Source organism: Pseudomonas pergaminensis, from assembly GCF_024112395.2.
GTDB lineage: Bacteria > Pseudomonadota > Gammaproteobacteria > Pseudomonadales > Pseudomonadaceae > Aquipseudomonas > Aquipseudomonas pergaminensis.
Genome location: NZ_CP078013.2, coordinates 6041440 through 6066140, shown reverse-complemented (window position 1 = coordinate 6066140; position 24701 = coordinate 6041440). Strand labels below are relative to the sequence as shown.

General features: G+C 60.4%; 22 protein-coding genes. 8 read left to right on the top strand and 14 right to left on the bottom strand.

Features of this window, described 5'->3' with window-relative positions; genetic code table 11:
- Position 1 precedes the first annotated feature (1 nt).
- From rloA2 to creD, 4 genes are read left to right on the top strand one after another with little or no spacing between them, the layout of a single operon-like run.
- The gene (gene rloA2 / locus KUA23_RS27670; protein WP_025858771.1) at positions 2-502 is read left to right on the top strand and encodes a retropepsin-like aspartic peptidase RloA2; all 501 of its coding nucleotides are present in this window, start codon (positions 2-4) and stop codon (positions 500-502) included.
- 9 nt (positions 503-511) lie between these two features.
- Positions 512-1180, top strand: a complete 669-nt coding sequence (gene creB, locus KUA23_RS27665; protein ID WP_252993152.1) for a two-component system response regulator CreB — start codon at positions 512-514, stop codon at positions 1178-1180.
- A complete protein-coding gene (gene creC / locus KUA23_RS27660; protein ID WP_252993151.1) occupies positions 1180-2619 on the top strand; it encodes a two-component system sensor histidine kinase CreC in 1440 nt (479 codons plus the stop codon). Before creB ends, creC begins: the two co-directional genes overlap by 1 nt.
- 51 nt (positions 2620-2670) lie before the next feature.
- The gene (creD, locus tag KUA23_RS27655; protein ID WP_099493067.1) at positions 2671-4044 is read left to right on the top strand and encodes a cell envelope integrity protein CreD; all 1374 of its coding nucleotides are present in this window, start codon (positions 2671-2673) and stop codon (positions 4042-4044) included.
- Between the two features lie 186 nt (positions 4045-4230).
- Here creD and KUA23_RS27650 read toward each other — a convergent pair whose 3' ends face one another.
- The 8 genes from KUA23_RS27650 to KUA23_RS27615 form a co-directional block, all read right to left on the bottom strand.
- Positions 4231-4860: a glutathione S-transferase family protein gene (locus tag KUA23_RS27650; protein WP_078050466.1), complete on the bottom strand. Its 630-nt coding sequence runs from the start codon at positions 4858-4860 to the stop codon at positions 4231-4233.
- 35 nt (positions 4861-4895) lie between these two features.
- Complete coding sequence (locus KUA23_RS27645) at positions 4896-5072, bottom strand: hypothetical protein (protein ID WP_099493066.1); 177 nt, start codon at positions 5070-5072, stop codon at positions 4896-4898.
- Positions 5069-6172 carry a PepSY-associated TM helix domain-containing protein gene (locus KUA23_RS27640; protein ID WP_078050465.1) on the bottom strand — a complete coding sequence of 368 codons (1104 nt, stop codon included), beginning with the start codon at positions 6170-6172 and terminating at the stop codon, positions 5069-5071. Before KUA23_RS27640 ends, KUA23_RS27645 begins: the two co-directional genes overlap by 4 nt.
- A 62-nt stretch (positions 6173-6234) precedes the next feature.
- Complete coding sequence (locus KUA23_RS27635) at positions 6235-8673, bottom strand: TonB-dependent siderophore receptor (RefSeq protein ID WP_252993150.1); 2439 nt, start codon at positions 8671-8673, stop codon at positions 6235-6237.
- Between the two features lie 227 nt (positions 8674-8900).
- Positions 8901-9863: a FecR domain-containing protein gene (locus KUA23_RS27630; protein WP_252993149.1), complete on the bottom strand. Its 963-nt coding sequence runs from the start codon at positions 9861-9863 to the stop codon at positions 8901-8903.
- A complete protein-coding gene (locus tag KUA23_RS27625) occupies positions 9860-10384 on the bottom strand; it encodes an RNA polymerase sigma factor (RefSeq protein ID WP_252993148.1) in 525 nt (174 codons plus the stop codon). Before KUA23_RS27625 ends, KUA23_RS27630 begins: the two co-directional genes overlap by 4 nt.
- A gap of 100 nt (positions 10385-10484) precedes the next feature.
- Positions 10485-11192 carry a 3'-5' exonuclease gene (locus KUA23_RS27620; protein ID WP_099493063.1) on the bottom strand — a complete coding sequence of 236 codons (708 nt, stop codon included), beginning with the start codon at positions 11190-11192 and terminating at the stop codon, positions 10485-10487.
- Positions 11189-13111 (bottom strand): putative nucleotidyltransferase substrate binding domain-containing protein, encoded by a 1923-nt coding sequence (locus tag KUA23_RS27615; protein ID WP_252993147.1) that lies wholly within the window; start codon positions 13109-13111, stop codon positions 11189-11191. The genes KUA23_RS27620 and KUA23_RS27615 overlap by 4 nt, the downstream gene beginning before the upstream one ends.
- 246 nt (positions 13112-13357) lie before the next feature.
- Between KUA23_RS27615 and KUA23_RS27610 the strand changes: the two genes are divergently transcribed.
- From KUA23_RS27610 to KUA23_RS27600, 3 genes are all read left to right on the top strand, one after another.
- Positions 13358-13804 carry a response regulator gene (locus KUA23_RS27610; protein ID WP_058426679.1) on the top strand — a complete coding sequence of 149 codons (447 nt, stop codon included), beginning with the start codon at positions 13358-13360 and terminating at the stop codon, positions 13802-13804.
- Positions 13805-14221: 417 nt separating this feature from the next.
- The gene (locus KUA23_RS27605; RefSeq protein WP_252993146.1) at positions 14222-14632 is read left to right on the top strand and encodes a hypothetical protein; all 411 of its coding nucleotides are present in this window, start codon (positions 14222-14224) and stop codon (positions 14630-14632) included.
- Positions 14633-15119: 487 nt separating this feature from the next.
- Positions 15120-15332 (top strand): hypothetical protein, encoded by a 213-nt coding sequence (locus KUA23_RS27600; RefSeq protein ID WP_252993145.1) that lies wholly within the window; start codon positions 15120-15122, stop codon positions 15330-15332.
- A gap of 384 nt (positions 15333-15716) precedes the next feature.
- Here KUA23_RS27600 and KUA23_RS27595 read toward each other — a convergent pair whose 3' ends face one another.
- A complete protein-coding gene (locus KUA23_RS27595; protein ID WP_078050459.1) occupies positions 15717-17894 on the bottom strand; it encodes a malate synthase G in 2178 nt (725 codons plus the stop codon).
- A gap of 266 nt (positions 17895-18160) precedes the next feature.
- On the opposite strand from KUA23_RS27595, the gene KUA23_RS27590 reads away from it, so the two are divergent.
- On the top strand, positions 18161-18673 hold the full coding sequence (locus KUA23_RS27590; RefSeq protein WP_078050458.1) for a glycine cleavage system transcriptional repressor: 513 nt from the start codon (positions 18161-18163) through the stop codon (positions 18671-18673).
- 223 nt (positions 18674-18896) lie between these two features.
- On the opposite strand, the gene rarD is transcribed toward KUA23_RS27590, so the two are convergent.
- The 5 genes from rarD to KUA23_RS27565 form a co-directional block, all read right to left on the bottom strand.
- Positions 18897-19781, bottom strand: a complete 885-nt coding sequence (gene rarD / locus KUA23_RS27585) for an EamA family transporter RarD (RefSeq protein WP_078050457.1) — start codon at positions 19779-19781, stop codon at positions 18897-18899.
- A 171-nt stretch (positions 19782-19952) separates the two neighbouring features.
- Positions 19953-20927 carry a serine/threonine protein kinase gene (locus KUA23_RS27580; RefSeq protein WP_010207031.1) on the bottom strand — a complete coding sequence of 325 codons (975 nt, stop codon included), beginning with the start codon at positions 20925-20927 and terminating at the stop codon, positions 19953-19955.
- 168 nt (positions 20928-21095) lie between these two features.
- On the bottom strand, positions 21096-22994 hold the full coding sequence (locus tag KUA23_RS27575) for a PhoX family protein (protein ID WP_078050456.1): 1899 nt from the start codon (positions 22992-22994) through the stop codon (positions 21096-21098).
- A 79-nt stretch (positions 22995-23073) separates the two neighbouring features.
- Positions 23074-23838, bottom strand: coding sequence for a TOBE domain-containing protein (locus KUA23_RS27570; protein ID WP_214497258.1), 765 nt, complete (start codon positions 23836-23838; stop codon positions 23074-23076).
- Between the two features lie 58 nt (positions 23839-23896).
- Complete coding sequence (locus KUA23_RS27565; protein ID WP_252993144.1) at positions 23897-24634, bottom strand: ComFC family protein; 738 nt, start codon at positions 24632-24634, stop codon at positions 23897-23899.
- Between the last annotated feature and the right edge of the window lie 67 nt (positions 24635-24701).

Sequence of the window (24701 nt, the reverse complement as noted above, 5' to 3'; positions counted from 1 at the left end):
CGTGAAACTGCTCCTTGCCTCCCTCGCCCTGGCTGCCTTGCCTGTCATGGCCGCCGAGCCGACCCTATACGGTCGCTACGAATACATCCAACTGCCGGAGATCGGCGAAACCTTCAAGGCCAAGATGGACACCGGCGCGCTGACTGCCTCGCTGTCGGCCCGCGACATCGAGACCTTCACCCGTGATGGCGACGATTGGGTGCGCTTCCGCCTCGGCGGCAAGGACGCGTCCAATAAAGTCTATGAACACAAAGTGTCGCGCATCAGCAAGATCAAGAGCCGCGCCGACGAAGACGACGACAAGGACGAGCCGTCCGTGGCCAAACGTCCGGTGGTCGACCTGGAAATGTGCCTGGGCAACGTCAAGCGCACTGTCGAGGTCAACCTCACCGACCGCAGCAGCTTCAACTACCCCTTGTTGATCGGCGCCAAGGCCCTGCGTGAATTTGGCGCGGCGGTGAACCCGGCGCGTCGTTACACTGCCGACAAACCGGACTGCTGACGGACCACCATGGCGCATATCCTGATTGTCGAAGACGAAGCGGCAATAGCCGACACACTGATATTCGCCCTGCAAGGCGAGGGCTTCACCACCACCTGGCTGAGCCTCGGCCAGGAGGCGCTGGCCCATCAGCGCCAGACGCCTGCCGACCTGATCATCCTCGACATCGGCCTGCCAGATATCACCGGGTTTGAAACCTGCAAGCAACTGCGCCGGTTCAGCGAAGTGCCGGTGATGTTCCTCAGTGCCCGGGATGGTGAGATCGACCGCGTGGTGGGGCTGGAGATCGGCGCCGATGATTATGTGGTCAAGCCCTTCAGCCCACGGGAAGTGACGGCGCGGGTCAGGGCGATCCTCAAGCGGATTGGCCCTGGTGCTGCGCCGGCGCTGTTCCAGGTTGACCTGGAGCGCATGCAGATCAGCTATCGCGGCCAGCCTTTGAGCCTCACGCGCCATGAATTCCGTTTACTGCAAAGCCTGTTGGAACAGCCCGAGCGCGTGTTCAGCCGCGAGCAACTTCTGGACGCGGTAGGCGTGGCGGCGGATGCCGGCTACGAGCGCAATATCGACAGCCACATCAAAAGCCTGCGCAGCAAATTACGCAGCGTGGCCGCCGAGGCCGAGCCGATCCAGACTCACCGCGGCCTCGGCTACAGCTACAGCCCGAGCAATAGCTGATGCGCCTGGGGCTGCGGATCTTCCTGGTGTACGCGCTGTTTATCGGCCTGACCGGCTACTTTGTGCTCAGCACCGTGATGAAGGAAATCCGCCCCGGCGTGCGCCAGTCCACCGAAGAAACCCTGGTGGACACCGCCAACCTGCTGGCCGAGATCCTGCGCGACGACGTAAAGAACGGCACCCTCGGCCAAAGCCACTGGCCGGAGTTGCTCAAGGCCTACGGCAATCGCCAGCCGGGCGCGACCATCTGGGGGCTGCCGAAAAACCAGGTCAACCATCGCATCTACGTGACCGACGCCAAGGGCACCGTGTTGCTCGATTCCACGGGCAAAGCGGTGGGGCAGGACTATTCGAAGTGGAACGACGTGTACCTGACCTTGCGTGGCGAGTACGGTGCGCGTTCCACCCGCAGCGAACTGGACGACCCTGCCTCATCGGTAATGCACGTGGGCGCGCCGATCCGTGACAACGGCCATATCATTGGCGTGGTCACCGTGGCCAAGCCAAATAGCTCGTTGCAGCCGTATGTCGACCGCACTGAGCGGCGCTTGCTGTGGTACGGCGCTGGCTTGGTGATCCTTGGCCTGTTGCTTGGCGCGGTATTGTCGTGGTGGCTGAGCGTTGCCCTTAGGCGGCTGACGGCCTATGCCGAAGCGGTGAGCGAAGGCCGGCGTGCCGAGTTGCCCCATTACCGTGGCGGCGAACTCAAGCAGCTCTCTACTGCCGTCGAGCACATGCGCACGCAGTTGGAAGGCAAGGCTTACGTCGAGCGCTACGTGCACACCCTGACCCATGAATTGAAGAGCCCGCTGGCGGCGATACGCGGTGCGGCCGAGCTGTTGCAGGGCGATATGACCCGTGAGCAGCAGCAGCGCTTCGTCGGCAATATCGACAGCGAAAGTGCGCGCCTGCAGCAGTTGATCGAGCGCCTGCTGAACCTGGCGCAGGTCGAACAACGCCAGGGCCTGGAAGAGCAGGCCAGTATTGCACTGGCGGCCATGGTCGATGAGGTAATCAAGGCCCAGTGTGCCCGTATCGAAGGCGCCGGGTTGCGCGTCGAGCAGACGATTGCGGCGGATGTAAACGTGTATGGCGAACCCTTTCTGCTGCGTCAGGCACTGGGCAACCTGCTGGACAATGCACTGGACTTCACGCCGCCCGGCGGCCTGCTGAGGTTCAGCGCGCAGACGCGACACAACGACGTGCAGGTGAGCCTGTTCAACCAGGCCACGCCGATTCCCGACTACGCCCTGCCACGCCTGAGCGAGCGTTTCTACTCGCTGCCACGCCCGGCCAGTGGGCGCAAAAGCACCGGCCTGGGCCTCAACTTTGTCGAGGAAGTGATGAAGCTGCACGGCGGCGCATTGCAGATCGGCAATGTCGACGGCGGCGTGCAGGCGGTGCTGCATCTCCACACAGTCTCCACATTGCCCACATAAATCCCCCACATAGTCTGCCCAGACTCTCCCCATCAAAACAGGGAGAGACCCATGAACCGCAGCCTGCTTTTCAAACTTGGCGCGATTGCGCTGCTGATCCTGCTGTTGCTGATTCCGTTGCTGATGATCAACGGCATTATCAGCGACCGCCAGCAACTGCGCGATGGCGTATTGATGGACATCGCCCGCAGCTCCAGCTACGCCCAGCGCCTCACCGGCCCGGTGATGGTAGTGCCGTATCGCAAGACCGTCCGCGAGTGGAAGCTCAATGAAAAGCTCAACAAACGCTACGAAGTCACCCGTGAAGAGCGCGGTCGTCTGTATTTCCTGCCGGACCGATTTGAACTCGACGGCAAGGTGCAGACCGAATTGCGCGCACGGGGCATCTACCAGGCGCGGCTGTTCCATGCCGACAACCGCATCAGCGGGCATTTCGAATTGCCTGCGCAGTTGGGTATCACCGAAGACTTCGCCGATTACCGCTTTGAGCCGGCATTTCTCGCGGTGGGCATCAGCGATATTCGCGGCATCGAAAACGCGCTGAAGCTGGAGCTGGGCAGCCAGCAATTGGAGTTCGAACCCGGCTCCCAGGTGGACTGGCTGGGCGAAGGCGTGCACGTGACACTGCCGGAGCACGACAGCAAAAAGCCCAACGTCGTGAACTTTGCTTTCGACCTGCGCCTGCAAGGCACCGAGCAACTGCAAGTGGTGCCGGTGGGCAAGACCAGCCAGGTGTCACTCGCTTCCAACTGGCCACATCCCAGCTTCATCGGCAATTTCCTGCCGGCACAACGCGAGATTACCGACAAGGGCTTCAGCGCCAACTGGCAGACCTCGTTCTTCTCCACCAACCTTGAGCAAGCGCTGCAAACCTGCCTGGACAAGCAGGGCTGTGAAGACTTCAACAACCGCAGCTTCGGCGTGAACTTCATCGATCCGGTGGACCAGTACCTCAAGAGCGACCGTGCGATCAAATACGCGCTGCTCTTCATCGCCCTGACCTTCGCCGGCTTCTTCCTGTTCGAAGTACTCAAGAGCCTGGCAGTGCATCCGGTGCAGTACGCGTTGGTGGGGTTTGCGCTGGCGTTTTTCTACCTGCTGTTGCTGTCGTTGTCCGAGCACATTGGGTTCGCGCTGGCTTATCTCATCTCTGCCAGCGCCTGCGTGTTGTTGATTGGCTTCTACGTGTGCCATGTGCTGCGCAGCGTCGCTCACGGCCTGGGGTTTTCAGCGGGGTTGGCGGCGCTGTATGGCTTGTTGTACGGCCTGCTGAGTGCCGAGGATTACGCGTTGCTGATGGGCTCGCTGCTGCTGTTTGGCCTGCTGGGCACGGTGATGGTGCTGACGCGTAAGTTGGATTGGTATGGCGTGGGCAAGCGCAAGGCGGCTGAGCCGATGTCGTTTGACCTGGAGGCGGTGCAATGATCGGGTTGCGGGAGGACCAGCAAGTGGGGGCGCATTTAGCCTCAAGGATCGTTACGTTCCTCAATACCACCACCGTCCAATGTGGGAGTGGGCTTGCCCGCGATAGCGGTGGTTCAGAAACAGATGTGCTGAATGACATACCGCGATCGCGGGCAAGCCCGCTCCCACATTGGGTCGGTGTGAACGTCACACGGGCGGCTGGGTTTCCAGCATCGAAGGCCGCTGGCTGACCTCGGCATACCAGGCGGCAAGCTTCGGGTTAGCCAGGCGCCATTGCATATCCGGATGACGGAAGTCCAGGTAACCCAAGGCGCAGGCCACGCTGATGGCGGCGATGTCGAAGTGGCTGGTCAGTTCGGCAATCGCGTCCGCTTCCAATTCGGCGAGGCTGCGGCGGATCTTGTTGCGCTGCTCGTCCAGCCATTGGTCCCATTGCTTTTCCGCCGGGCGCAGGGCGGTCTCGTAGCGCACCAGCACGGCGGCATCCATGATGCCGTCGGCCATCGAGGCCAAGGTCAGGCGGCGCCAGCGGGCCGAGCCGTCGCGCGGGATCAGCGGGTTGCCGACGTGCTGGTGGTCGAAGTAATCGAGGATCACCCGGCTGTCGTGCAGCACCGTGCCGTCGGCCAGGCGCAGGGCCGGGATCTTGCCCACGGGGTTGCCTTGCACCACCTGCGCATCCGGGTTGACCGGGGTCGGCATGCAGCCGTGCAAGGCGACGCGGTCCTGCTGGCCGGTTTCAGCCAGCAACACGCGAACCTTACGAACGAACGGTGAAGCGGGGTTGTGGAACAAGGTCATGCTGGGAGCGGACATGGGCATTCCTCAAGAAAGGGCTGGGCTAATCTATCTCACCGTTTGAGCAAGGCCCAAGTGCCAATTGCAGCGGGAATGCCTAACCCGAGCCAACTGAGCGAATCCCACAGCCCATCGCCGAGCAATGCCGCAAACAACCCGGCGGCGCTGAGCAGGCCAATCACCAGCGGCACACCAAACACCTTCCAGAAATTCGATTGCCTGGGCTTCATGCCTTGCCCGCCTTGCGCCGCACGATCCACAAGTAAATCCCACTGACCAGCACGATGATGGTCAGCACATCCAGCGCCGCCCACAGGATCTTCATCGGCATGCCGCCGTAGTCGCCAAAATGCAGCGGTTGGGACATGCCCATGGCGTCCATGTACCACGGCCGTTCGGCGATGGCGGTGACGGCCAGGGTGCTGGCGTCGATCAGCACCGGCGTGAGCAGGTGCGAGGTCAGGTGGGTGCTGCCCTTCATGAACACGGCGTAATGGTGCTCGCTGGAAAAGCGCGTGCCGGGGAAGGCGATGAAGTCCGGCGCCATGCCGGGTGCGGCCTTGGCGGCAATCGCCAACAGCTCGGTGGCTGGCGCACGTTGGGTCAGTGGCGGGGCGTTTTTGTAAGGTTCGATCATCGCGCTGAGGCTGTCCTGGCGCCAGGCGGCGATGATCAGGTCGGCGCAGGCGCTGATCACGCCGGTCACGCCCACCACCAGCGCCCACGTCAGTGTGACCACGCCGATGAGGTTATGCAGGTCGAGCCAGCGCAGGCGGGTGGATTTGTCCTGGCGCACAGTGGCGAACGTCAAGCGCCGCATGAACGGCAGGTACAACACCGTGCCCGAGATGATCGCCAGCACAAACAAAATGCCCATGAACGCCAGCAACAGCTTGCCCGGCAGGCCGGCGAACATGTCCACATGCAGGCGCAGCAGGAACAGGGTCAAGCCGCCGTTCGCCGCCGGGGTCTCCACGGCTTCACCCGTGCGCGCGTCGAGCATGAAGGTGTGGGACGAGTTGGGTTCGGTGCCGGCGGTGGCGGCCATGATCGCGATCACGCCGTTCTTGTCATCTTCATCCCACGCCAGGTACTGCATGGCTTCGCCAGGACGATGGGCCTGAGCCTTGGCCACCAGTTGTTCCAGGTTGAGCTGTGGCGTGTCGGCAGGCATCTGCGCCAACTCCGGCTCGTTGCCCAGCAGGTGGTCGATCTCGTGGTGAAACACCAGTGGCAGGCCAGTGAGGGCGAGCAGCAGCAGGAATACCGTGCAGATCAGGCTGGTCCAGGTGTGGATGAAGGACCAGCGGCGGATGGTTTTGCTTTTCATCACGGCTCCAAAGTTAAAAGGGCCGCGGTTCAGGCGGCCCTTCATTGGCGGTTTTTACCGTCTTAGAATTTGTAGTTAACGCTAGCGACCACGTTACGCTGGTCGCCGTAGTAGCAGTAAAAACCATCGCAGGTGGACAGGTAGTCCTTGTTGAAGATGTTCTTCGCGTCGACCGCTACCGTCACGCCTTTCATGGTGCTGTTCAAGCGTCCGAGGTCGTAGTGTACCGAGGCGTCATACACGGTGTAGGAGCCGACGTGGCCCAAGTCTGTATTGGTAGCGTTGCCGTAGGTGTCACCGACGTAGCGCACTCCTGCGCCGACACCAAAACCGTCCAGCAACCCGCTGCGCCATGTGTAGTCAGCCCAACCAGTGGCTTGGTTGCGAGGTAGCTGGTTCAGGCGGTTACCTTTTTCAGTGGCAACACCTTCGGTGATTTCGCTGTCGTTATAAGTGTAGGACCCCACCAGTTTAAGGCTTTCGGTCACGTCGGCACTGGCTTCCAATTCCAATCCACGTATCCGCACTTCACCCACCTGGCGAGTGATACTGCCCTCGGTGACTGATGTATTTTGCTGGGTCAGGTCGAATACGGCAGCGGTAAACAACGCTTTGGTACCTGGGGGCTGATACTTGATACCGGCTTCGTACTGTTTTCCTTCGGTTGGCTTGAATGCCCCGGTGCTGCCTACTTGGGTGCCTGAGCCAGCCTGGAACGATTCGGCGTATGACAAATAAGGAGTAAGGCCGTTGTCAAACACGTAGCTCAACGCTGCGTTGCCGCTGAAGTGCTTATCACGCTGAGTGTTGGTGGCGTCGTTCAGGTTATGGAAGGTAGTGCCCGTGTGCACCCAGTCTTCACGGCCACCGAGGGTCAGGCGCCAGTTGTCGAGGGCCATTTGGTCCTGTACATACAAGCCGGTCTGTTGGGTCTTTTGCGTGTAGTCGTACATCGTGAAGTACTGGACGTTGGAGAAGTCCTGCCCGTACACCGGACGATTAAAATTGATAGTAGGCACACCTGCAGACCCCCACAGCCAGCGCGCATCGCTGTTGGAGCGCTGATGGTCCAGCCCCAGCAACAGCGTGTGGCTTACCGTACCGGTCTGGAAGTCGGCCTGGAAATTATTGTCGACGGCGAACTGGCCGATGTTCTCATCAACCTTGCCGGCTGAGCGGCTCACGTTACCATCAGCGTCGACCGCCACTTCAGGGCCATTCGGAAAGAACGCGCCGCCAGCGGTGATACCTTGGAACGACAGCTCGTTCTTGGTGTAGCGCAGGTTCTGGTGAAACTGCCATGTATCGTTCAAGCGAGTTTCGAAGGCATACCCAAGCGCGTAGTAGGTGCGGTCGTAGAATTCCCAATCCGGATCACCCAGATTCTTGTGGTGGGAGATCTTGCCGGCCGGCGAGCTCAACTTGGTGCCTTGCAGCGGCAGAAACTGCCCTGTGATACCTGTATCGTCGCGCGTGAACTGAGTGATCAACGTCAGCTTGGTATCTTCATTGATATTCCAGGTAAGGCTTGGAGCGATGTTGTAGCGCTTGTCCGGGATATGGTCTACAGCGGTGTTGCTGTCGCGTACTACGCCGCTGACACGATAAAGAAACTGGCCCTCGTCATCGATTTTGCCGGTGCTGTCGAAGTTGATCTGCTTGTGATTGTTGCTGCCGGCCTGCACCTTGATTTCATTCGAGTTTTCAGCCTGCGGGCGGCGGCTGACCATATCCAGCAAACCGCCTGGTGGGGTTTGCCCGTAAACCGATGATGCCGGGCCGCGTAGTACGGCAATGCGTTCCAAGTTCCAAGTGTCGATTTTCGGCGTCGCGTAGTTGCCTTTGGGCAATGGCAGGCCGTCGAGGAATTGAGTCGGAACAAAACCGCGTACGAGCAACCAATCACTGCGGGAGTCCGAGCCGTAACCGGAACTCTGCACGCCAGCGGTGTAGCGCAAAGCGTCATTGAGGTTGAGTACGGAGCGGTCTTCCATCTGCTTGCGAGTGATTACGGTCACCGAACGGGGTAGTTCGGCAATCGGTGTGTCAGTTTTGGTACCCGCAGCGGTGCGTGTTGCGACATAACCGTCCACCGGGCCCCACGCGTTTTCATAGCTCTCCTGGCCCGTGATATTGGTCTCCGGCAGTGCCATCACGCCATCGGGCACCGCCACCAAGGTATAAGTCCCCGCACTGCTCTGCTCCAACTGCAACCCGGTACCACGCAACGCCTCACGCAGCGCACCCGGCGCATCGAACTGGCCTTGGACCGGCGCCGAGGTCTTGCCCGCGGCGAGCGCCGGGGTGAGGGTCAGCGCCAGGCCGCCCTGGCTGGCGATCTGGTTGAGGGTCGTGGCCAACGGTGCCGCCGACAGGTTGTAGGCGCGCACGCTGGAGGCCTGTTCGGCGGCGATCAGCGAGGTGCTGGCCAGCGGGGCGCTGAGGGCAATGGCCATGGCTAACAGGCTGGGGCGCAACAGGGTGTCTAGCGTGCGGGACATAAGGCGGCTCCTGAATGGAAATATTTCGCAATTGCCTAGGTGCCGAACGAGAATCGAAAAGTGATAGGGCAGGATGAAAATATTTTTCCCTGGGCGTTAAGGTGTGCTTGCGGGCCTCTTCGCGGGCAAGCCCGGCTCCCACATTCGACCGAGTTTTTTCAGGTGGAACGCGGTCAAATGTGGGAGCTGGCTTGCCTGCGAAAGCGATAGCCAAGGCACCGCCAAACCTAAGGCTTGCCCTTAACCGTCACCCACCACGGCGTGTGCTGCTCAATCTGTACCGGCAAGGTCGGCAGCAGCGCATTGAGTGCCAAGGTGGTGTCGTGCAGTGGGAAGCTGCCGGTAATGCGCAGGTCGGCCACGTTTTTATCCACGCCCAGGTAGCCGGTGCGGTAGCGGCTCAGCTCCTCGACCACATCGCCCAGGCGGGCGTTGTCCACCACCAGCATGCCGCGGGTCCAGGCGTCAGTGGCCGGGGTAACGGCCAGCAGCGGGCCGAGGCCGCCGCTGCGCATCAGCACTTGCTGGCCTTCCTTGAAGACCTGTTCCTGTTGCAGCGCCTCGGGCCGGGCGGCCACCGCCGATTGCAGCACGCTCAAGCGCGTCGCGTCGTCTTCACGCTTGACGATAAACCGCGTGCCCAATGCGCGCAGGCTGCCGTCGCGGGTCTGTACATAAAAGGGGCGTGCGTCGTTGTGGCCGGTCTCGACCAGAATCTCGCCTTCCTGCAACACGATCAGCCGGCGTTTTTCGTCAAAACGCACGTCGATGGCGCTGTGGGTGTTGAGGTTGATCAGCGTGCCATCCGCCAGCTTCAGCGTGCGCTGTTCGCCGGTGGCGGTGCGTTGGTCGGCCAGCCAATAGTGGATCGGCACAAAGCGCTCACCGGCAAACAACGCCAGGCCGACGACCAGTGCAATGCTCGCCAGGCCGCTGCCCAGCTTGCGCACGCGCTGGCGAATGCCTTCGCGCGATTGCAACAGTGCCGCCCGTGCGGGGCCCGAGGCCACGCTGAAACGCTGGTCGAGCATGCCCAACTGGCGCCATGCGCGGGCGTGCTCTTCATCGCTGGCCAGCCATTTGTCGAACTCTTCGCGCTCCACCAGGCTGCCGTCGCCCGAGTCGAGGGACAATTGCCAGGCAATCGCGGCATCAAGCACGCGGGCCGAGACCGGTTTGGAACTGATCACCGTAACTGCGGCTCGCCATACAGGGCGATATAGCACTGGCGAATGCCCTGGGCCAGGTACTGGCGCACACGGGGCACCGACACGCCAAGGCGTTGCGCGATTTCTGCATGGCCCAGGCCGTCGAGCCGGCTGTAGAGGAAGGCAGCGCGGGCCTTGCTCGACAGCTTGCCGAGCAGGCGGTCGATGGCCTTGAGGTCTTCGAGGATCAGTTGCTGTTCTTCCGGCGAAGGGTGTTCGCTTTCCGGGATCAGCATCAGCTCGGTGAGGTACGCCTGTTCCAGGGCGGCGCGGCGGAAGTAGTCGAACAACAAGCCCTTGGCGATGGCTACCAGGAAGGCCCGTGGCTCGCGGGGTTCACGCAACTCGTCACGGCCCAGCAGGCGCATGAAGGTGTCCTGGCTCAGGTCTTCGGCGCGGCTCGGGCAGGCGACGTTGCGTCGAAGCCAGGCCAGCAGCCAGCCACGATGGTCGCGATACAACGCGCCAACAAGCTCACTGTGTGGGTTCTGGATCGACGACAAGGCATCACCTAGTAAACGGGATGTTTAAACTAACGAGAATTATTCGCGATTGTGTCAGAGCCGTGGAGTGGGCGCAATTGGCGTCTGTCGGGAGATGACATTAAAACGATGGCGCGTGTTGACGCCGTTTCCATTGGCTCAAACGCTCTTGCAACGCCTGTGGCGTGTCGATGTGTTGCTGGCGCGCGCGGCTGAACAGGATCAGCATCAGCTCCGCCGTGGCCAGGGCATCGGCGCTGGCGTGATGGCGCTCGCCTACGTGCAGATGGAAGTGGTTGATCCAATCGTCCAACCCGGCTTCACGGATATGCGCATCCGGGCACAGCAGAGGGGCGATGTCTGCAACGTCAAGAAACGGATGGGCCAGGCGGTAACCCAGGCTGTCCTTGAGCGCCCGACACAGCATGTGTTGATCGAATGGCGCATGGAAGGCGAGCAATGGGCTGTCACCTACAAAGTCCATGAAGTCCAGTAACGCGTCGACCGGGTCGCTGCCGGCGGCGATCGCACTGGGGCCGAGGCCGTGGATCAACACGCTGGGGCTGAGTTTTGTTTCGACCCGTTGCAGGGTGCGCTCGAACATCTGCGAAAAGTCCACTGCGCCGTCCTCGATCACCACCGCACCGATGGACAGCACTTGGTCTCGGTTGAGGTTGAGGCCGCTGGTTTCCAGGTCCAGCACGACCCAGCGTTGGCTGCGTAACGGTTGGTCGCCCAATGGCGAGGGTTGGCGCAGTTGCTCCAGGCGCTGTTGCTGACTGCTGTCGAGCCCGGGCTTCTTCGTACGCAGCCAGCCGAACAAACTCACAGCTGATACCGCAATGTCAGGCTGCTTTGCAGGCGCTGAGCCTGGCGCAGGGATTCACGCAGGATGCGCCGGTCCAAGTGGTTGAGGCTCTCCGGGTCGACACGGTTGGAATAGGGCTGGTTCTCACGGGTCTGCAACTGATGCTGTTGCATGCGGGTTTGCTGGATAAAGTGGTAGGCCTCTTCGTAGGCCGCGCCGTCCAGGGGCTCGATCACTTCCTTGACCACCAGCTGACGCAGGCGCTCCAGGGTGTTGTTGGCGTGGATGCCATTGGCCAGGGCCAGCAGGCGTGCGCCGTCGACAAAGGGCGTAAGGCCCTGCACCTTGAGGTCGAGGGTGGCTTTCTCACCACCGTTGCGGGTCAGCACAAACTCGCGAAAACGCCCTACGGGCGGTCGCTGACGCAGCGCGTTTTCGGCCAGCATGCGTTGGAACAATCGGTTATCGGCCACTTGGTCGAGAATGCCTTGGCGCAATTGCTCGCAACCGCGCTCATCGCCCCACACCACACGCAAATCGAAATAGATGCTGGAGCCCAGCAGGTTTTCCGGCGTCGCCTCGCGGATAAACGCCGCGAACCGCCGCGCCCATTCGGCCCGCGACAAGCACAACTCCGGGTTGCCGGCCATGATGTTGCCCTTGCACAGGCTGAACCCGCACAGCGCCAGGCTCTGGTTGATCTGCTGCGCGAGTGGCAACAGGCGGCCACGGATTTCGGCCGCTTCGGCGGCGTCCCTGGCATCGAACAGGATGCCGTTGTCCTGATCGGTGTACAGCGTCTGCTCGCGGCGGCCTTCGCTGCCAAAGCACAGCCAACTGAACGGCACGCCGGGGTCGCCTTTTTCGGCGAGGGTCAGTTCGATCACCCGGCACACGGTGTGATCGTTGAGCAGCGTAATAATGTGGGTGATCTGGGTGGACGACGCGCCGTGGGCCAGCATGCGTTCGACCAACTGGCCGATCTCGCCGCGAATCGCCACCAGGTTGTCGACCCGCGGTGCATTGCGGATGGTACGCGCCAGGTGCACCAGGTCCACCCGTTGCAAGGAAAACAGGTCGCGCTCGGACACCACGCCGCATAGGCGCTGGTCCTTGACCAGGCACACATGGGCGATATGCCGTTCGGTCATGGCGATCGCAGCGTCGAAGGCGCTGTGGTCCGGGGTGAGGAAGAAGGGCGCCTGGGTCATATGGGCTTCGATACCCTGGTTGAAATCGCTGGTGCCGTCAGCCACAACCTGACGCAGATCGCGCAGGGTGAAAATCCCCAGGGGCGCCTTGTGCTCGTCGACGATCACAATGCTGCCCACCTGTTGCTCATGCATCAGCGTGACGGCTTCGCGTAGCGGTGTGGTTGGGCTGCACGTCACCGGGTGACGCATGGCCAACTCGCCGAGGCGAGTGTTCAGGGAGTATTGAGTGCCAAGGGTTTCCACTGCCTTTTGCTGGACTTGCTGGTTGACCTGGTCCAACAGGCTGCTGACGCCGCGCAAGGCAAAGTCGCGAAACGGGCTGGAAAGCGCGAACAGCTTGATAAAGGCGGGCTTGTTCAGTTGCAGGCAGAAGGTGTCTTCGGCGGCCTTGTGTTCGGTGCGGGTCGCCCGCTCGCCTAGCAGGGCTGCCAGGGGAAAGCATTCGCCGGTGGCGATTTCAAAGGTGGTTTCGGCGCTGTCCGGCCGCTCTCCCACCACGCGGCCCTGCTTGACGATGTAGAAGTGTTCAACCGGCCCGCCCGACGGTTTGAGGATGCTGTCGCCGGGGCCATAAAAGCGTAATTGGCACTGTTCCACCAGAAACGCCAGGTGGGCATTTTCCATCTGGTTGAACGGCGGGAAGCGTTGCAGGAATTGCAGGGTGCCGTGGATATTTTGCAACACAGCAGTTTTCCCCGCCTGGGCGAAGGCATCAGCTTTACTCATAACAGTGACCGCAGTTTTTTTGTCGTTATCGTCCCTCATGGTCGACTCCTGGGCAGCGGGTGCCCATTGGACGTAAGTCTAGGTCGATACAAACGGCACACACCTAGGGAAAAACCTTACATGACTATCGTCCAAAACCCGTAGAACGCCCACTAGGCAAACTTTCCGACGAAGTGCACATTGATCGCCCTTCCGCAGATGTCTGACGAGTGTGCTGGGAGATTGATGAGAATTGCTGAGAACCGTATGTCCGACCACGATATTTTGAGTGATGCCGAGCGCGAGGCGCTGAGCGCCGTGATGCTGGAGCCTGATTTACCGCCACAACGTGTGTTGATTGTTGACGATGACAAGGACGCACGTGAACTGCTGGCGGAAATCCTGGGGCTGGACGGTATTCGCTGCATGACCGCCGACAGTGGTGAGGCGGCGTGGGATTTGTTGAAGTCCAGCAGTTCCATCGGTTTACTGATCACCGACCTGCGCATGGCCCCCAGCAATGGCCTGGAGTTGATCCGCCAGGTACGCGAATCCACCCGGGCAGCGCTGCCGATCATCATCATGTCGGGGGACGCGGAAGCACCCGACGTGATCGATGCGATGCATTTAAGTGTGGTGGACTTTTTGCTGAAGCCGATCGATAGCGTGAAGTTGGCGAAGATGGTGAAGCGGGAGTTAGGGATGGCGTCCTGAATTTCACGTTACTGGTCGGGCGCTATTGCTGCCAAGCCAGTGCCTACAATGGAATGTATTTATCCCGTAGGAGCTGGCTTGCCAGCGATGCGGCCACGTCGGTCTCCCTGAACCCTTGAAAAAGCCCTGATCTCGCGATCAGGGCTTTTTGTCTACAGGCCTTTCTTGGCCTTGAACTCCCGTCACCATCGGTACGCTATCGGCTGGCATTTGGGCGTGGTGGCCTTCCCACTCAAGCCGATTGATAGCATGAAATTGGCGAAGAGGGGTGACGCGGAATTTGGGGGGATGGCGCAGTTTCTACCGTTTGTCGGGACTGTCAATTCTGACAGTAGTCGTCGATTTCTAATTCTTATTCACTAGTTGAGAGCGCGGAATTAGATTCGCGTATCACTAAATGAAGAATGGGAGTCTATTATGAAAAGTAATTCAAGCTGTGGCGCGGGTGGAAATGGGCGTTCATATATCGGGAGCATGAACGCAACGTTTTACTTGAATGGGGAGGTAACTCATACGTTCGAAGCAACATCCATCTACTTTAATAATCGTGCCTTTTCAGGGTATAAAGGTGGCGAAACTATTTATATGACCTATCCAAAGCCCGTGACTAACGGGGAGTACGAGTTCGATTATGTTGATGGCGATAGTGGGGAAGCGTACCTGCAATATTCTACAGGCAGTAAAGCATACGCCTTAAGCGGAAAAGTTCGCATCGTTGCATCAAACAATGGTGATGTTCAAGAGGGGACAATTTCCGCTACCTTTGAAAGCGATGGGCGAGTAATCTCGGTCGACGTAAAACAAAAGGGTGTCTACTCATTCCCTTAAACAGTTGTCATGAACAAGCTCTAATTCTGCAATTAGAGCTTGTTTGGTTTTAGATTACTTAAATGCCTTTTGAGTCTTGAACTTCTCAGCCGACGGTGCGACAGCGGCTCGGTGTACCCATTAGGCCACTTAGTCTCTTCAATCACTCGCTCCACGGCAGCCGGAAAATGCGACGTTGCTGTCGAAATCCGGCGCCAGTTGGCGATGTGCTGGCTGGAGATACGCAGGGTGGAGCAGTCCAGGGTAAGCGGAGGCGCCAGACCTGATCAGCACGATGCATTTGGGCGTGGCGGATTTCCCTCCCAACCGATTGATAGCATGAAATTGGCGAGGAGGGTGAAGCGGGAGCTGGGGATATCGCAGTACCGTCCGTCAGTAGGTGGCTAAAACTGTTAACTCTAACAGTAGGCAATCCTCAGAGCTGCTCCTTTACTGTGCGAAGGCCTGACAAGCTTGTCGTTCCCTAACGCTAAAAGAGGTGCAGAGAATGAATACTGATAACCACTTTACCGATGATGTCGAGTTTAAAGAAGTGCGTGCAAAAGTTGTGGAATCTGTGGGGCATGTATTAGTGTTGGCCGACGGAGCAGCCCGTTTTTTTCGTACAACAATTATCTCCGGTGAGAGATCCGGTATATCGATCCGTAGTGATGATTTTTTTCTCGTGAGAGCCTGTTTTGGGTATATGGGAAGGAGCTAGATGCGGGGAATTATCACTTTGATGTTAAGAGCTTGTTTCGAAATGGGTATCATGATCCGTACGGTCAAGAGGTTTACTACGCCAAGAGCGGTGACGTTTACGTTGATGTAACGGATAATCAGAATGGCACCTTTACCCACGAGGGTTGGTTTTTGAATATCAGCTATGAGGACGAGAAGCTCAAGGTTTCTTTAAGCGGAAGTTTCACAGTGACATTTTATTCGTCTCGTAGGTAGATAATTAAAATAGGTTCTGAACCGGTCTATTGAATCCCAGCTTTAAGTTGGGGGCTTTTCATCAACTCTTCACCGGTTGCAAAATCTAGTTGCGGTAAATAAAAAGCCCTAATCGTTTGATCAGGGCTTTTTAAGTTTCGGTCACTCGTTATAGGCCGTTTTTAGCCTTGAACTCCCGACGCTTGCGATGCAACACCGGCTCGGTATACCCGTTAGGCTGCTTGGTCCCTTCAATCACCAACTCCACCGCTGCCTGGAACGCGATGTTGCTGTCGAAGTCGGGTGCCAGTGGACGGTACAGCTTATCCCCGGCGTTTTGACGGTCCACCACCGGCGCCATGCGCTTGAGGCTTTCCATGACCTGGGCTTCATTGACGATGCCGTGACGCAGCCAGTTGGCGATGTGCTGGCTGGAGATACGCAGGGTGGCGCGGTCTTCCATCAAGCCCACATCGTTGATGTCCGGCACTTTCGAGCAGCCGACGCCCTGGTCGATCCAGCGCACCACATAGCCGAGGATGCCCTGGGCATTGTTGTCCAGCTCGTTGCGGATCTCTTCTTCGGACCAATCGGTGTTGCTGGCCAGGGGAATGGTCAGGATATCGTCCACCGACGCGCGCTCGCGCTTGGCCAGTTCGGCCTGGCGGGCGAATACGTCGACCTTGTGATAATGCAACACGTGCAGGGCTGCCGCTGTAGGCGACGGTACCCAGGCGGTGTTGGCGCCGGCCAGTGGGTGGGCGATCTTCTGCTCGAGCATCGCCGCCATCAGGTCGGGCATCGCCCACATGCCTTTACCGATCTGTGCACGGCCTTGCAGGCCGGTGCTCAAGCCGATATCGACGTTCCAGTTTTCATAGGCGCCGATCCATTTTTCCGCCTTCATCGCGGCCTTGCGCACCATCGCGCCGGCTTCCATGGAGGTGTGGATCTCGTCGCCGGTACGGTCGAGGAAGCCGGTGTTGATGAACACCACGCGTTCGCTGGCCGCCTTGATGCAGGCCTTGAGGTTGACCGTGGTGCGGCGCTCCTCGTCCATGATCCCGACTTTCAGCGTGTTGCGCGGCAGGTTCAGTACGTCTTCGATGCGCCCGAACAGCTCGTTGGTGAACGCAGCTTCTTCCGGGCCGTGCATTTTCGGTTTAACGATGTACACGGAACCGGTGCGGCTGTTCTTGCGCGTGCTGTTGCCGTTGAGGCTGTGGATCGCCGCGAGGCTGGTGATCAGCCCGTCGAGAATGCCTTCCGGCACTTCGTTGCCGTCTTTGTCGAGGATCGCGTCGATGGTCATCAAGTGGCCAACATTGCGCACGAACAGCAGCGAACGGCCATGCAGGGTCACGTCCTGGCCATTCACGCCGGTGTAGACGCGGTCGGCGTTCATGGTGCGGGTGAAGGTCTTGCCGCCCTTGGCCACTTCTTCGGCCAGGTCGCCCTTCATCAGGCCGAGCCAGTTGCGGTAGATCACCACTTTGTCATCGGCATCGACGGCGGCGACGGAGTCTTCGCAGTCCATGATGGTGGTCAGCGCGGCTTCCACCAGCACGTCTTTGACGCCGGCGGCGTCGGTCTGGCCGACTGGGGTGCTGGCGTCGATCTGGATTTCGAAGTGCAGGCCGTTGTGTTTCAACAGGATCGCGATCGGTTGGGCGCTGTCGCCCTGGAAGCCGATCAACTGCGCGTCGTCACGCAGGCCGCTGTTGCTGCCGCCCTTGAGGCTGACGATCAGCGTGCCATCGACGATCTTGTAGCCGGTCGAATCCACATGGCTGCCGGCGCTGAGCGGTGCGGCTTCATCGAGAAAGGCACGGGCAAAGGCAATCACCTTGTCGCCACGCACCTTGTTGTAGCCCTGGCCCTTCTCGGCGCCGTCGGCCTCGCTGATGGCGTCGGTGCCATACAACGCGTCGTACAGCGAGCCCCAACGCGCGTTCGAGGCGTTGAGGGCGAAGCGGGCGTTCATCACCGGCACCACCAACTGCGGGCCGGCCATGCGGGCGATTTCGTCATCGACGTTTTGGGTCGTGGCCTGGAAGTCTGCGGCTTCTGGCAGCAGGTATCCGATGTCTTGCAGGAAGGCCTTGTAGGCCACCGGGTCGTGCGCCTGGCCGGCGTGGGTCTGGTGCCAGGTATCGATCCGCGCTTGGAAATCGTCGCGTTTGGCGAGTAGGGCTTTGTTCTTCGGTGCCAGGTCGTGGATGACCTTGTCGGCACCGGCCCAGAACTGGTCGGCAGTGATGCCGGTGCCGGGAATGGCTTCGTTGTTCACGAAGTCGAACAGGACTTTGGCGACCTGCAGGCCACCGACTTGAACGTGTTCAGTCATTGCTTGCCTCACTCTGCACAGCTTAAGCGCTTTTTAGATTTTCATTATGTAGTGCCAAGTTGCGCATACTACATGATGACTTGCGGTTGTGAAAATTAGACTAAATACGTCGTTTAGCGACCCACTTTGGTCGTACGGTCACAGCGAAGAACTGGATGTTCTCAAAAAACTATTGGATTGTTCCAGATAAATCTAAAAATGGTACACGATTTGTTATCGAGGCCCTTCGGGTCCACCTTGTAGATTGAATTCCAGAGGGCGTTGCCATGGACCATCTTGTACTCACAATTATCGCTGCCGACAAACCCGGCCTGGTTGAACGCATCGCGCAGAATATCGCTGCCCACGGTGGCAACTGGCTGGAAAGCCGCATGGCGCACATGGCCGGGCAGTTTGCCGGGATCCTGCGGGTCAGCGTGCCTACAGAGCAACGTCAGGCATTGGTCGGGGCGTTGGAGGATTTATCCACCCATGGCATTCGCGTGCTGGTGGGCGAGGGCAGCAGCGGGCAGGCCTCGGCCTCCAAATCGATCATGATGACGCTGGTGGGCAATGACCGTGCAGGCATTGTGCGCGAGATCACCGCGCTGCTGAGCAAACAGGGCGTAAACCTGGAGAGCCTGAGTACCGATGTACGTCCGGCACCCATGAGCGGTGATCCGTTGTTTACCGCCGAGGCACTGTTGCAGGTGCCGGCTGCGTTATCCCTGGATACCTTGCAGTTGTCCCTGGAAAACCTGGCCGATGACTTGATGGTGGAACTGCACCACGAGGAATGATCTGCCCACAGGGTTATGCATGTAAATCTTGCATGGGCCTGTGGATAACCTGTAGAGACCCGGCGCCAGGCCACGCCGGCCGGGCTTCTCTGGCATCTGAGCAAAAAACGAGCAATTTCAAAAGCTTGTGCACAAATGGCGGGGATCAGGTTGTGGATAACCTTGGGGTGGATGCCTGCAAGCCACGCCGGGTGTGGCTTGCAGAGGTTTGTACGTTATTTGATCAGCGTTTGCGCACGCTGAGCCAGATATCCACGCTGTACACCACCAGGCCCGCCCAGATGAAGGCGAAGGCGGTCAGGGTGCTGGGTGCCAGGTGTTCGCCGAACAGCAGCACGGCTTCCAGCAACACCAGGGTCGGTGCGACGTACTGCAAAAAGCCCAATGCGGTGTAGGGCAAATGCCGTGCGGCGGCGTTGAAACACACCAGCGGGATCAGCGTCACCGGGCCGGCCGCCACCAGCCACCAGGCTTCGGACGTACTCCAGAACGCCATTTGCGCGCTATGGGCGGTTGGGTTGAACAGCAGCCAGGCAATTGCAATCGGCACCAGCATCCAGGTTTCCACCACCAGCCCCGGCAGCGCCTTGACCGGCGCCTGCTTGCGGATCAGCCCGTAGAAACCAAAGGTCAGCGCCAGCACCAGCGACACCCATGGCAGGCTGCCCACCTGCCAGACCTGTTGCGCCACACCCACGGCCGCCAGCCCGACGGCGACCCACTGCAAGCGGCGCAGGCGCTCCCCCAGAATCAGCATGCCCAGCACCACGTTCACCAACGGGTTGATGTAGTAACCCAGGCTCGCCTCCAGCATGCGCCCGGTGTTCACCGACCATACGTAGGTCAGCCAGTTGCCCGCGATCAGCGACCCGCTGAGGGCCAGGATCGCCAGGCGCTTGGGGTTGTCACGCAGTTCACGAAACCAGCCGGGGTGTTTCCAGACCATCAACAGCAAACCGCCGAACAGCGCCGACCACAACACGCGGTGCACGATGATTTCGGCGGCAGGTACGCTGGCGATGGCTTTGAAGTAAAGCGGGAACAGACCCCAGATGACGTAGGCGCTCAGGCCCAGGATGTACCCCTTCCGGGGGTTGGCGGCGTGCATTGCAGAATCCTTGCTTAGGCAGCTAACAAAGCGCGATTGTAAGGATATTTCTCAGGCAATGGGATCTGCTTTCTGTGGGAGCCGGGCTTGCCCGCGATAGCATCACCTCGGTACGCCTGCAAAACCGAGGCGTCTGCATCGCGGGCAAGCCCGGCTCCCACAAAGAAGCTGTCAGAAGAGTTTCAGAGGCTCTTCGTTCAGGGCCGAGAGTTGCTCACGCAGCGCCAACACCTGATCACCCCAATAACGCTCGCTGCCAAACCACGGGAAACTATGGGGAAACGCCGGGTCGTCCCAACGCCGTGCCAGCCAGGCGCTGTAGTGCATCAGGCGCAGGGCGCGCAGGGGTTCGATCAACGCCAATTCGCGCGGATCGAAGTCATGGAATTCCTGATAGCCGTCCATCAATTCCGACAATTGGCCGAGGCATTCCTGGCGATCGCCGGCGAGCATCATCCACAGGTCCTGCACCGCCGGGCCCATGCGGCAGTCATCCAGGTCGACGATATGGAACATCTCGTCGCGGCACATCATGTTGCCGGGGTGGCAGTCGCCGTGCATGCGGATGTTCTTGTGCGGCGTGGCCTTGTACACCTCTTCCACCCGCTTGAGCAGGTCGCGGGCCACGGACTCGTAGGCCGGCAGCAGGCTCTTGGGGATGAAATTGCCTTCCAGCAACGTGGTGAGGGAGTCGTGGCCGAAGTTCTTCACGCCCAAGGCTTCGCGGTGTTCGAACGGGCGGGTGGAGCCCACCGCATGCAAACGGCCGAGCAATTGCCCAAGGCGATACAGTTGATCGAGATTGCCCGGCTCCGGCGCACGGCCGCCACGGCGGGGGAACAAGGTGAAGCGGAACCCGGCATGTTCGAACAGGCTTTCGCCGTTGTGGATCAGGGGCGCGACCACCGGCACTTCGCATTCGGCCAGTTCGAAGGTGAAGCGGTGTTCTTCGAGGATCGCCTCGTTGGTCCAGCGCTGCGGGCGGTAGAACTTGGCAATCAGTGGCTCGGAGTCTTCGATGCCCACTTGGTAGACGCGGTTTTCGTAGCTGTTGAGCGCCAGAACGCGAGCATCGCTGAGGAAACCGATGCTTTCGACAGCGTCGAGCACCAGGTCGGGAGTGAGTGTTTCAAACGGGTGGGCCATGCGAACTCCTGCGCGCAGCAGGGCGCCGCGTCCGGCCGGGTATGGTAACAGTGATAGGTGGTGACTGTGCGGACGCCTTCGCGAGCAAGCCCGCTCCCACATTCGACCGCATTCTCATGCTGGAACTCGGTCAAGTGTAGGAGCGGGCTTGCTCGCGAAGAGTGCTTATCAGGCGCCGACGATGCCGCCATCATCCCGCCGAATCGCCATCACCGACGAACGCGGCTTGCCGTTCGGCAGGTGCTCCGGCCAGGTCGACCCACCGGTTTCGCCTGGGTGCTGGATCCCCACAAACAGCGTCTTCTGATCCGGCGAGAAGCTGATACCCGTCACTTCACAGGCCACCGGACCGACCATGAAGCGGCGGATTTCCCCAGTGGACGGGTCGGCGCAGAGCATCTGGTTATTGCCCATCCCCGCGAAGTCGCCGGCATTGCTGTAGTCGCCATCGGTAAGGATCCACAAGCGCCCGGCCTTGTCGAACCCCAGGCCATCAGGGCTGTTGAACATGTTCTGCGGGTTGATATTCGACGAGCCGCCTTTCGGTGTGCCAGCGTGCACGCCCGGGTTGCCGGCCACCACAAACAGGTCCCAGCTGAATGCCGTTGAGCCGTGGTTATCCGCATCGGCCTTCCAGCGCAAGATCTGACCATAGACGTTTTTTTCACGCGGGTTGGGGCCACCCACCGGCTGGCCGTCTTCACCGCGCTTGGCGTTGTTGGTGAGGGTGCAATAGACCTGGCCATCGGTGGGGCTGACGACGATCCATTCCGGGCGGTCCATGCGCGTGGCTTTCACCACACTGGCGGCGAGGCGTGCGTGGATCAGCACTTCGGCCTGGCTGGCGAAGCCGGTGCTGGCGTCGATGCCGTTCTTGCCGTGCGTCAACTCGACCCACTGGCCCTTGCCCTTGGGATGATCGGCGTTGCCGTCGCCCGCGTCGAAGATCGCCACGTACAAGGTGCCGTGGTCGAGCAGGTCTTTGTTGGCCTTGGGGTTCTTGTGGTTGATCTTGTCGCGGCTGACGAACTTGTAGATGAACTCGCCGCGCTCGTCGTCGCCCATGTACACCACGGCCCGGCCGTCACGGGTTTCGGCCAGGGCGGCGTTCTCGTGCTTGAAGCGGCCCAGGGCGGTGCGTTTGACCGGCGTGGACTGCGGGTCGAACGGGTCGATTTCCACCACCCAGCCATGGCGATTGAGTTCGTTGGGGTTCTTGGCGAGGTCGAAGCGCGGGTCGTGCGGGTGCCAGTTGATCTCTTTACTGGCCGCCACCACGCCATAGCGTTTCTGCCCGGCGTCGAAGGTTTGTTGTGGGTCGGTGCTGCCGAAGCAGTCAGTGAAGTTCTCTTCGCAGGTCAGGTAAGTGCCCCACGGTGTCTTGCCGTTGGCGCAGTTCTGGAAGGTGCCGAGGGCCTTCTTGCCGGTTTTGTCGGCGCTGGTCTTCAGCCAGGCGTGGCCAGCGGCAGGGCCACTGAGGCGGATCGGCGAGTTGCCGTGGATGCGCCGGTTGTAGCGCGAGTCCTGGACGAACTGCCAGGTGTCGCCCTTGCGCCGCACTTCGATCACCGACACGCCTTCGCTGGCCTGGGCCTTGTGCACATCTTCGGCCGATTGCGGCGCGCCGCCGTGGGCAAAAAGGTAGCGGTAGTTAGTGTATTCGTTGTTGATTGCCATCAACGCGCGGTTGTCGTCGCCGGGAAAGGCGAACAGGCTCATGCCGTCGTTGTTGTCACCGAACTGCTGTTCTTGGGCCTTGGCCGTGCCGTTGCCGGACGGGTCGAAGGCCGGCGCGCTCTTGCTCAGTGGCTGGCCCCAACTGATCAGCACCGAGGCGCTGTAGCCCGGCGGCAAGGTGATGGCGTCGCTGGTGGCGGCGGCGATGCTGGTAAAGCCCAGCAGCGGGCTGGCGCTGGCGGCGTTGACGGCCAGGGCGCTGCGGGTCAGCAGGTTGCCACCCAGGAACATCGCGGCACCGCACAAGGCGCCGGCGCCGATGAAGCGGCGGCGGGTGAGGCCGACCATCTGTTCAAGGTCGGTGGCTTGGTTTTCTTCTAATAGGCTCATCTCAGGCTCCCTGCGGTTTTTGCAGACACCATAAGGAGCGGGCGTGACGAAATTGTTGCAGTTTGAATACGGGCGGCGGCTACACCGGCGTTCCGAGCAGCACATTGCTCGGTGCGAATTGCACCTGGATCGCCTGGCCTTCGGCGGCGCCCAGGGCCTTGAGTGCGTCGGGCTGCGCCAGGGCGCACAAAACCTGGCCGCTGGGCAGGGCGATGCGGACTTCGCTGGGGCCGTCGTCGGCGTCGAGAATGGCGTCGACGGTGCCGCTCATGCAATTGTGTCCAGTTGTTGCAGGGCACCCGGCCGCCAGCAGTTCCAACCAGCCGGCCTTGATCAGTGCGACCACTTCAACACCGGTTTCCAGTTCCAGCCGCTGCGTGCTGTCACGGGTGATCTGCGCATCCAGGCTCAGCCCACCCGCCAGTTGCAGGCGGATCAGGTCATTCCGGCCATGCGGCTCGATGGCGATGACCTGGCCGTGCAATTGGTTACGTGCACTGGTGCGCAGCATCAAGCGGCCAAGTAGGTTGAAGTCACTGGCGGCTTCATCCGAGCCCAGCACTTCGGCCTGCACCGCTTGCAGGCGTTGGTAAAGACGCAGCACGCGCTCGCCCTCGGCCGTCAGCTTGGCGCCACCGCCGCCTTTGCCGCCAACGCTGCGTTCTACCAGCGGTTTTTGCGCCAGGTTGTTCAACTCGTCGATGGCATCCCACGCCGCCTTGTAACTCAAACCGGCGCTTTTCGCGGCCCGGGTGATGGAGCCCTGCTCGGCGATATGCGCCAGCAGGGCAATGCGCTGGGGGCGACGGATGATGTGTTGGCTGAGGGATGCAGGCAGAGACATAGGGATACGCTTCGATGTGATGGGCTGAACGTTGCGGGCAAGGTGGGCGGGAGTCAAGTCAGCTGCCGGGTTTGGGCGTGCGCGCCAGGCAGTACACATCGACCTGCCGCGCGCCGGCCTGCATCAACAACCGCGCCAGGCTGTGGGCGGTGGCGCCGGTGGTGAGTACGTCGTCGACCAGGGCCAGGTGGCGGCCTTGCACCTGGGCGTCGGGCGCCAGTGCGAAAGCGCCGAGCAAGTTGCGTTTGCGGGTCTTGGCATCGAGGGCTTGCTGGGCGACAGTTTCATGGGGGCGTAACAACAGCTGTGCATCGTAGGGGATGTTCAGGTCGGTGCTGAGCCAACGCGCCAGCATCAGCGCCTGGTTATAGCCGCGTTCGCGCAGGCGCTGGCGTGCCATGGGCACCGGCAGCAAGCATTCGGGCCGTGTGAGTTCGCTATTGTCGAGGCGGTGTTGCAGGTGCTGCGCCAAAAGCCGCGCGAGCATCTGCCCAAGGGGCCAGCGCGCCTGGTGCTTGAAGCGGCTGATCAGGCTGTCGATGGGAAAGCTGTAGGTCCAAGGTGCGATCACCTGTTTAAAGGCAGGAGGGTGTTTCTGGCATTGACCGCAGATCAGGCCCTCCATTGGCAGGGGCAGGGCGCACACCTCGCAGTGTTCCAGCAGCCAGGGAAGCTCGGTTTCGCAGACGTTGCATACACAATTGGCGGAGTCGGTCGCTTCATCGCAGATTAAACAGGGTTGAGCGTTTTTTAACCAGATGTAAACCTCGTGTTTGTAGTCGGGTTGACAGTGCATGAATCTTCCTTAAATATGCCGAGCATCCGTGTCGTGCCTGTGGGTATTGCCCTTCCCGCAGCGCTTG